The sequence below is a fragment of the Nioella sediminis genome (assembly GCF_001879695.1).
GTDB lineage: Bacteria > Pseudomonadota > Alphaproteobacteria > Rhodobacterales > Rhodobacteraceae > Nioella > Nioella sediminis.
Window position 1 is genome coordinate 1 of record NZ_MNBL01000139.1, and the last position, 7,251, is coordinate 7,251.

The following is a 7,251-nucleotide window of genomic DNA, read 5'->3' on the forward strand; positions in this document are numbered from 1 at the left end:
CATCAGCCGTGCAGGCCGAGCCCGTTGGCGATCTTCCAGATCCGCCAATGGTCATGCGGCATGTGGCTTTGCACGAGGCCAAAGGGCCGGAACGCATCGTGCACCGCGTTCGAGAAGGCCGGAACGCCGCCCACGTTGGGGCTTTCGCCCACGCCCTTGGCCCCGATCGGGTGATGCGGCGACGGCGTCACCGTGTGATCGGTGGTGTAGTTGGGCGTTTCCCACGCGGTCGGGATGAAGAAATCCATCAGCGTGCCGGTCTTGACGTTGCCCATCTCGTCATAGGCGATCTCCTGCCCCATGGCGATGGCCAGCGCCTCGGTCACGCCACCATGGACCTGCCCTTCGATGATCATCGGGTTGATCCGGGTGCCGCAATCGTCCAGCGCATAGAACTGCCGGATCTCCCATTCGCCGGTGTCCACGTCGATTTCCATCACGCAGATATAGGCCCCGAACGGGTAGGTCATGTTGGGCGGATCGTAGTAGCTGACCGCCTCCAGCCCCGGTTCAAGCCCCGGAATGGCCTGGTTGTAGGCGGCAAACGCGATCTCCTTCATGGTCTTGAAGCGCTCGGGCGCGCCCTTGACCGCGAAGCGATCCACGTCCCATTCCACGTCGTCGTCATGGACCTCCAGCAGGTAGGCCGCGATCATCTGCGCCTTGGCGCGGATCTTGCGGGCGGCCATGGCGGTTGCCGCCCCCGCGACCGGGGTCGAGCGTGACCCGTAGGTGCCCAGACCGTAGGGCGCGGTATCGGTGTCGCCCTCTTCCAGCGTGATGTCATCGGCGGGAAGGCCGATCTCGCTGGCGATGATCTGCGCGAAGGTCGTGGCATGGCCCTGACCCTGGCTGATGGTGCCAAGCCGCGCGATGGCCGATCCGGTGGGGTGGATGCGGATCTCGCAGCTGTCGAACATGCCAAGCCCGAGGATATCGCAGTTCTTGACCGGCCCCGCCCCCACGATTTCCGTGAAATGCGTCAGGCCGATACCCAGAAGCTTGCGCGTCTTGCCGGCCTTGAAGTCCTCGACCCGCTGCGCCTGCTCGGCCCGCAGCCCGTCATAGTCCACGGCCTTCAGCGCCTTGTCCCAGGCGGTGTGGTAATCGCCGGAGTCGTATTCCCAGCCAAGGGCCGACTGGTAGGGGAACTGATCAGCCCGGATGAAGTTGATCCGGCGCAGCTCGGCCGCGTCCATGTTCAGCTTGATCGCCAGAACCTCGATCATCCGTTCGATGAAATAGGCCGCTTCCGTCACCCGGAAGGAACAGCGATAGGCGACGCCGCCGGGTGCCTTGTTGGTATAGACCCCGTCAACGGCAAGGTAGGCGGTCGGGATGTCATAGGACCCGGTGCAGATGTTCATGAAACCCGCCGGGAACTTGGTGGGGTCGGCGCAGGCGTCAAACCCGCCATGGTCCGCTGTGGTGTGACACCAGAGCCCGGTGATCTTGCCTTCTTTCGTGGCCGCGATCTTGCCATGCATCCAGTAGTCGCGGGCGAAGGCGGTGGACATCAGGTTTTCCATCCGATCCTCAACCCACTTTACCGGCTTGCCCGTCACGATGGACGCCACGACCGAGCAGACATAGCCCGGATAGGCCCCCACCTTGTTGCCGAAGCCGCCGCCGATGTCGGGGCTGATGATGCGGATGTTGTGTTCCGCGATGCCGGAAATCAGCGAGACCACCGTGCGGATCGCGTGCGGCGCCTGGAAGGTGCCGTAGACGGTCAGCTTGCCGGTGACCTTGTCCATGGACGCAACGCAGCCGCAGGTTTCCAGCGGGCAAGGGTGGGTCCGGTGGTAATAGACCATTTCCTCGGCCACCACCTCGGCCCCGCCGATCACCGCCTCGGTCGCGTCCTTTTCCCCGGCTTCCCATGTGAAGATGTGGTTGTGATGCTTGCGCGGGCCATGGGCGCCCTCGGTCTGACCGTCGAGGTCTTCGCGCAGGACAACGTCCGATTTCAGCGCCTCGAACGGGTCGGTCAGAACCGGCAGTTCCTCGTATTCCACCTCCACCAATTCCACGGCATCGGCTGCGATATAGCGGTCCTCGGCCACCACGTAGGCAACCTCCTGGCCCTGGAACAGCACCTTGCCATCGGCCAGCACCATCTGCTTGTCGCCCGCCAGCGTCGGCATCCAGTGGAGCCCGAGCGGCGCGAGGTCCTCGGCGGTCAGAACGGCGACAACACCGGGCAGGGCCAGCGCGGCCTCCTTGTTGACGCTCTTGATCCGCGCATGGGCATAGGGCGAGCGGACGAAATCGCCAAACAGCATCCCGTCGAGCTTGATGTCATCGACATAGTTGCCCTTGCCTTGGGTAAAGCGCACATCCTCCACCCGCTTGCGCGAGCAGCCCATGCCCTTGAGATTGGCGGCGCGTTCTTCGGGGGTCATGCTCTGGTCGTTCATTCCGCAGCCTCCTTCTGGGCGTTCAGCATGTCGGCCGACGCCATGATGGCCTTGACGATGTTCTGGTAGCCGGTGCAGCGGCAGAGGTTTCCGGCCATGCCGAACCGCACCTCTTCCTCCGTGGGCGTCGGGTTTTCCTGAAGCAGGCGGTGCGCGCGGGTGATCATCCCCGGCGTGCAGAAGCCGCATTGCAGCCCGTGATGTTCGCGGAACATCTCCTGGATCACGCCGAGGCTGCCGTCATCGTTGACGAGCCCCTCGACCGTGGTCACCTCGGCCCCGTTGGCCTGCGCCACGAAGACGGTGCAGGATTTCACGGACTTGCCGTTCAGATCCACCGTGCAGGCCCCGCAATGGCTGGTCTCGCAGCCGATATGGGGGCCGGTGATCCGCAGGTTTTCCCGCAGGAAATGGATCAGCAGCGTGCGCGGTTCCGCAAGGCCTTCAACCTCGCGCCCGTTCACGTTCAGTTTTACGTGCATCTTTGACATGAGTGTTCTCCTCAGCCCGCGCGGCTAATGGCGCGCGCGATGGCGCGGCGCAGCATGATGGCGGCGACATGTTTCTTGAATTCGACCGGGCCGCGGTTGTCCTCGACCGGGTCGATGGCGTCGAGCATGGCGGCCACGCAGCCCTCCACGTCACGAGCCGCCAGCGCGGCGCTGGCCGCTTCCGACCAGATCGGCGTGTCGGCAAGGTTGGTCATCGCGACCGAGGCCGACCCTTTCCCGACCATCACGGCAGCAGCGGCGGTGGCATAGTCACCGATCTTGCGCTTCTGCTTCTCATAGGCCTGACCCACGCCAGCCGCCGGCACCGGGATCATGATCCGGGTCATGATCTCCTCATCCTCGCGGGCGGTGAAATAGGCGGCCTCGTAGAAGTCGCGCGCGGCCACGGTCCGGGTGCCGTCGGGGCCCACCAGTTCAAAGGACGCATCGAGGCACTGCATCAGCCCCGGCATGTCGTTGCCCGGATCGCCATTGGCGACGTTGCCGCCGACGGTGCCCATGTAGCGCACCTGCGGGTCCGCGATCTGCAAAGCGGCCTCGCGGATGATCGGCACCGCCGCCGCCAACCCGTCATGGGTGATCAGCTCGTGCTGGGTGACCATGGCACCGAGCGTGACGCTGTCCGCGCCGATCTCGATACCCTTCATCTCCTGAATATCCTGTAGGTCGATCACATGGGCCAGATCGGCCATGCGCAGCTTCATCATCGGGATCAGGCTGTGCCCGCCCGCGATGACCCGCGCTTCATCCCCGTGTTCCTGCAAGATGCTGATGGCCGACGCCGTATCGGTCGGCCGGTGATACTCGAAACCGGCTGGTATCATGTCTGTTGTCCTCCCTGCGCCCGTGGCCTTGGCCTGTCGGGTCTGGAGACATGGAACAATCAGTCTGCGGTTGCATTCCAGCGGCCGGGAACAGGCCGCGCCATCTGTTTCACGAAATGCGAATGGGCTGCACGAGTTGCGATCAGAGCCCGAGCGCCTCCCGAATGTCGCTCAGGCGTGATCGGCTGACGGGCACTTTGGGAAGCGAGGCGACTCCCTCGAAATAGCAGGTGCCATTGTCCTTGTGCCGCTCGAAGCTGGAGACATGCGCGGGGTTCACGAGGTAGCTGCGATGAACCCGCAGGAAGCCCGCAGATGCCAGGCGCTCGTCTGCCTCGGATATGGTCCAGGGGCAGAAGAGTTTCTCGGCCCCGACATAGAGCACCGTGTAATGCCCTTCCGCACGAATGGCGGCAATGCGGGACGGGGTGGCAAAGACCGTCTTGCCGTCGCGCTCATATGGAACGCCTGCCGTGGCGCTTGCGGTCGCGCGCGGTGCCGGGGGGGGCGACGGTGGGGGCATGGTGGCACTGGGGGCAGGCTCGATAAAGGTGATGCCGGTCAGCAGGAAGGCCCCGCAGATCAGAAAGGCCGAGACCGTGACGCCCATGGCCAGCACCTGGTTGCTCAGCGTCGGCCCGGCCCCGCCGCCCGCATCCGCGGCGGTAAAGCCGGTCAGGCCCGTCGCCACGAAATGCATGGTAAAGACCGCCAGCCCGAAGCAGGCGGTGCCAAGCAGGATGTTTCGATGCGTGCGGCTGTCATAAGCGACCCAGATCGCCAGCACCGACAGCACGACCGACGCCACTGTCGCGATCGCGACATCCACAGCCGTGTAGACCGGTCTGCACAGCTGCATCCCGGCCATGCCCACGTAATGCATCACCACGATACCAAGCCCCACGATCGTGCCCGCACCGACAATGACCGGCAAAGACCGGGCGCGGAAATGCAATAGCAGCAGCGCCAGCCCCACCATCAGGATCGCGATCAGGGCCGAGGCGAGCGTGATCAGCGCGTCGTAATAGAACAGGATCGGCAGTTGCAGCCCCAGCATCGCCACGAAATGCATCGACCAGATGCCACCGCCCAGAACCACTGCTGCCAGCGCCACGATGATCTTGCGCCTTGGCCGGTCCAGCCGCGACGCGCCATGGGTCAGGGACAGCCCCGTGAAGCCAGCCATCAGGGCCACGGCCAGAGAGGCCGCGACAAGCCAGCCATTATGTGTGTAGTCGAGCATGATGTCCCTGCACCCTCCCCGGTGCTGGCGGCAGGCTAGCAAACTGGTGCGGGGCGCGCAATTTGCCAGATGGAGTCAGCCTTGCGCAAAAGCCTCGGCGATCCAGTCCCAGGTGCTTTTCGCGGCCTCTGGCATCAGCAGATAGGTGCCAAGGGAAAAGAGCGGGGCATCGGCGATTTCATACAGCCCCGTGGCATCGGTTCGGGCTGCAACCAGGGACCGGGGCAGATAGACCGATCCGCCCACTTCCAGCAAGTAATCCAGTGCGGCGCTGGCGGCGTTGAAGGTGGTTCGGGCAGTGCCTGCGTCGTGATATTCCTCGCCATGGCTGCGGCGGAAATCCTCGCCGTAGTCCACGAAGATGTAATTCGATCCGCTGCGAACGGGCGTATCGGGCCGATCGGAATAAAGCGCCAATTCATCGGCGGGCAGGGGCAGCACCGTCTGGCCCTTGCGCGCCACCGGGTCGCGGGTCAGGCACAGGTCGATCTGGCCAGTCGCGGTCCATCTGTCCAGTACCTCGGGGCTGCCGTGATAGACGGACAAGGCGATATCTGGCTGGCGCGCGCGGATCATGTCGAAGATGCGCTTTCCTCCAATCGGCCAAAGCTCTGGCGTGCAGCCGAAATTGCAGATCATGTTGACGCCCGTCGGCAGCCCGGCTTCCAGCTTGGCCTGACGCCAAAGCCCGATCATGATCTGGGCGTAGTTCAGCAGCTTTGTGCCCGCAGGCGTCAGGGTCACGCCCGACTTCTGCCGGTTCAGCACGGTTTGGCCCAAATCTGCCTCCAGCGCCTTCAGCCGCATGGTCACGGTCGATTGCGTCACATGCAGCCGCTCCGAGGCGCGCACGAGCGATCCGGTTTCGACGATGGCCACGAAGGTTTGCAGGGCGGCGAGGTTCATGGCGTTACACTTCAAGATAGTTGAATTTATCGCTTAAAATAATTCGTTATACAGATATGTCAGAATCTGCAACTCTCCCCTTACGCGAAACAGCAGAGCAAGGGAGGTTGCGATGCAGGGAACGCCCCCAACATCCGCCGTCGAGCGGTCCGATTTCATCACCGCCATGCGCCGCGTGGCGTCGAGTGTGACCGTGGTCACAACCGACGGCACCGCAGGTCGCCACGGCGCGACCGTAAGCGCCTTTTCCTCGGTTTCCGCCGATCCGCCGACCGTTCTGGTTTGCCTGCACGCCAAAAGCCGCATCGCGGCGGCGGTCGAGGGCAACGGGCGCTTCTGCGTCAACGTTTTGCCCGATCACAGCGACAGCATTGCCGACCGCTTTGCCGGGGCCCATGACCGCGAATTCGCGGATCGGTTCACTGGCATTCCCTGTCAGGGTGACAAGGGCATGCCACCGCAGATCGAGGGGGCGACCAGTTTCGCTTGCAGTGTCGACAATGTGGTTCAGTCCGGCAGTCATCTGGTGGTCTTTGGGCGGGTCGAGGCCGTGGGCCATGGCGACCGAGAGCCGCTGACCTATCTCGATGGCGCTTATCACCGCGTCACACCGAAAACCGTGCAAACCATGGGGGCCGTGAACTGATGGGCGAGTTGCAGCGATATGACATGCTGATCGGTGGGGAATGGGTGCAGGCGTCGGATGCCGCGCGTTTCACCACCTTCGACCCGGCAACAGGCGAGGACTGGTGCGAAATCCCCGAAGCCACGCCCGAAGACGTTGACCGTGCGGTTCGCGCGGCCCACGCGGCGCTGGATGGTCCCTGGGGACAGATGACGCCGACCGAACGCGGCAAGTGCCTGGGGCGGCTGGCGGACCTGCTGGCGGCGAATTCCGAACATATCGGCCGGATCGAGACCCGCGACACCGGCAAGATGTTCAAGGAAACCCGCTGGCAGGCCAGCTATATCGCGGAATTCCTGCGGTTCTACGCAGGGGCTGCCGACAAGATCCATGGCGAGACCCTGCCGATTGACAAGCCTGACATGTTCGTTTTCACCAACCGTGAGCCGCTTGGCGTGATCGCCGCCGTGATCCCGTGGAATTCGCAGATGTTCCTGAGCGCCGTCAAGATCGGCCCGGCGCTGGCGACCGGCAACACCATCGTTCTGAAAGCCTCGGAACATGCCTCCGCGCCGCTACTGGAATTCGGCAAGCTGGTGGCTGAGGCGGGCATTCCCGACGGTGTGGTCAATATCGTCACCGGCGGCATCGCCTGCGGCGAGGCGCTGACGAAACATCCGCTGGTGGCGCGCATCGCGTTTACCGGCGGGCCAACAGCCGC

General features: G+C 64.0%; 7 protein-coding genes. 2 read left to right on the forward strand and 5 right to left on the reverse strand.

Translation table 11 applies throughout. The annotated features are described in order from the left end of the window. Positions 1 to 2 precede the first annotated feature (2 nt). The 5 genes from BKY26_RS16040 to BKY26_RS16060 form a co-directional block, all read right to left on the reverse strand. A complete protein-coding gene (locus tag BKY26_RS16040; RefSeq protein ID WP_071691391.1) occupies positions 3 to 2,420 on the reverse strand; it encodes an aerobic carbon-monoxide dehydrogenase large subunit in 2,418 nt (805 codons plus the stop codon). Beyond that, positions 2,417 to 2,911 carry a (2Fe-2S)-binding protein gene (locus tag BKY26_RS16045; protein WP_071691392.1) on the reverse strand — a complete coding sequence of 165 codons (495 nt, stop codon included), beginning with the start codon at positions 2,909 to 2,911 and terminating at the stop codon, positions 2,417 to 2,419. Before BKY26_RS16045 ends, BKY26_RS16040 begins: the two co-directional genes overlap by 4 nt. 11 nt (positions 2,912 to 2,922) lie before the next feature. Then, positions 2,923 to 3,756, reverse strand: a complete 834-nt coding sequence (locus BKY26_RS16050; RefSeq protein WP_071691393.1) for an FAD binding domain-containing protein — start codon at positions 3,754 to 3,756, stop codon at positions 2,923 to 2,925. Between the two features lie 142 nt (positions 3,757 to 3,898). Beyond that, the gene (locus BKY26_RS16055; protein ID WP_071691394.1) at positions 3,899 to 4,999 is read right to left on the reverse strand and encodes an MHYT domain-containing protein; all 1,101 of its coding nucleotides are present in this window, start codon (positions 4,997 to 4,999) and stop codon (positions 3,899 to 3,901) included. 75 nt (positions 5,000 to 5,074) lie between these two features. Then, positions 5,075 to 5,905, reverse strand: coding sequence for a LysR family transcriptional regulator (locus BKY26_RS16060; RefSeq protein WP_071691395.1), 831 nt, complete (start codon positions 5,903 to 5,905; stop codon positions 5,075 to 5,077). 112 nt (positions 5,906 to 6,017) lie between these two features. Between BKY26_RS16060 and BKY26_RS16065 the strand changes: the two genes are divergently transcribed. Next, complete coding sequence (locus BKY26_RS16065) at positions 6,018 to 6,551, forward strand: flavin reductase family protein (protein ID WP_071691396.1); 534 nt, start codon at positions 6,018 to 6,020, stop codon at positions 6,549 to 6,551. Beyond that, on the forward strand, positions 6,551 to 7,251 hold a 701-nt coding region (locus BKY26_RS16070), incomplete at its 3' end, for an aldehyde dehydrogenase family protein (protein ID WP_131541908.1). The genes BKY26_RS16065 and BKY26_RS16070, both read left to right, overlap by 1 nt.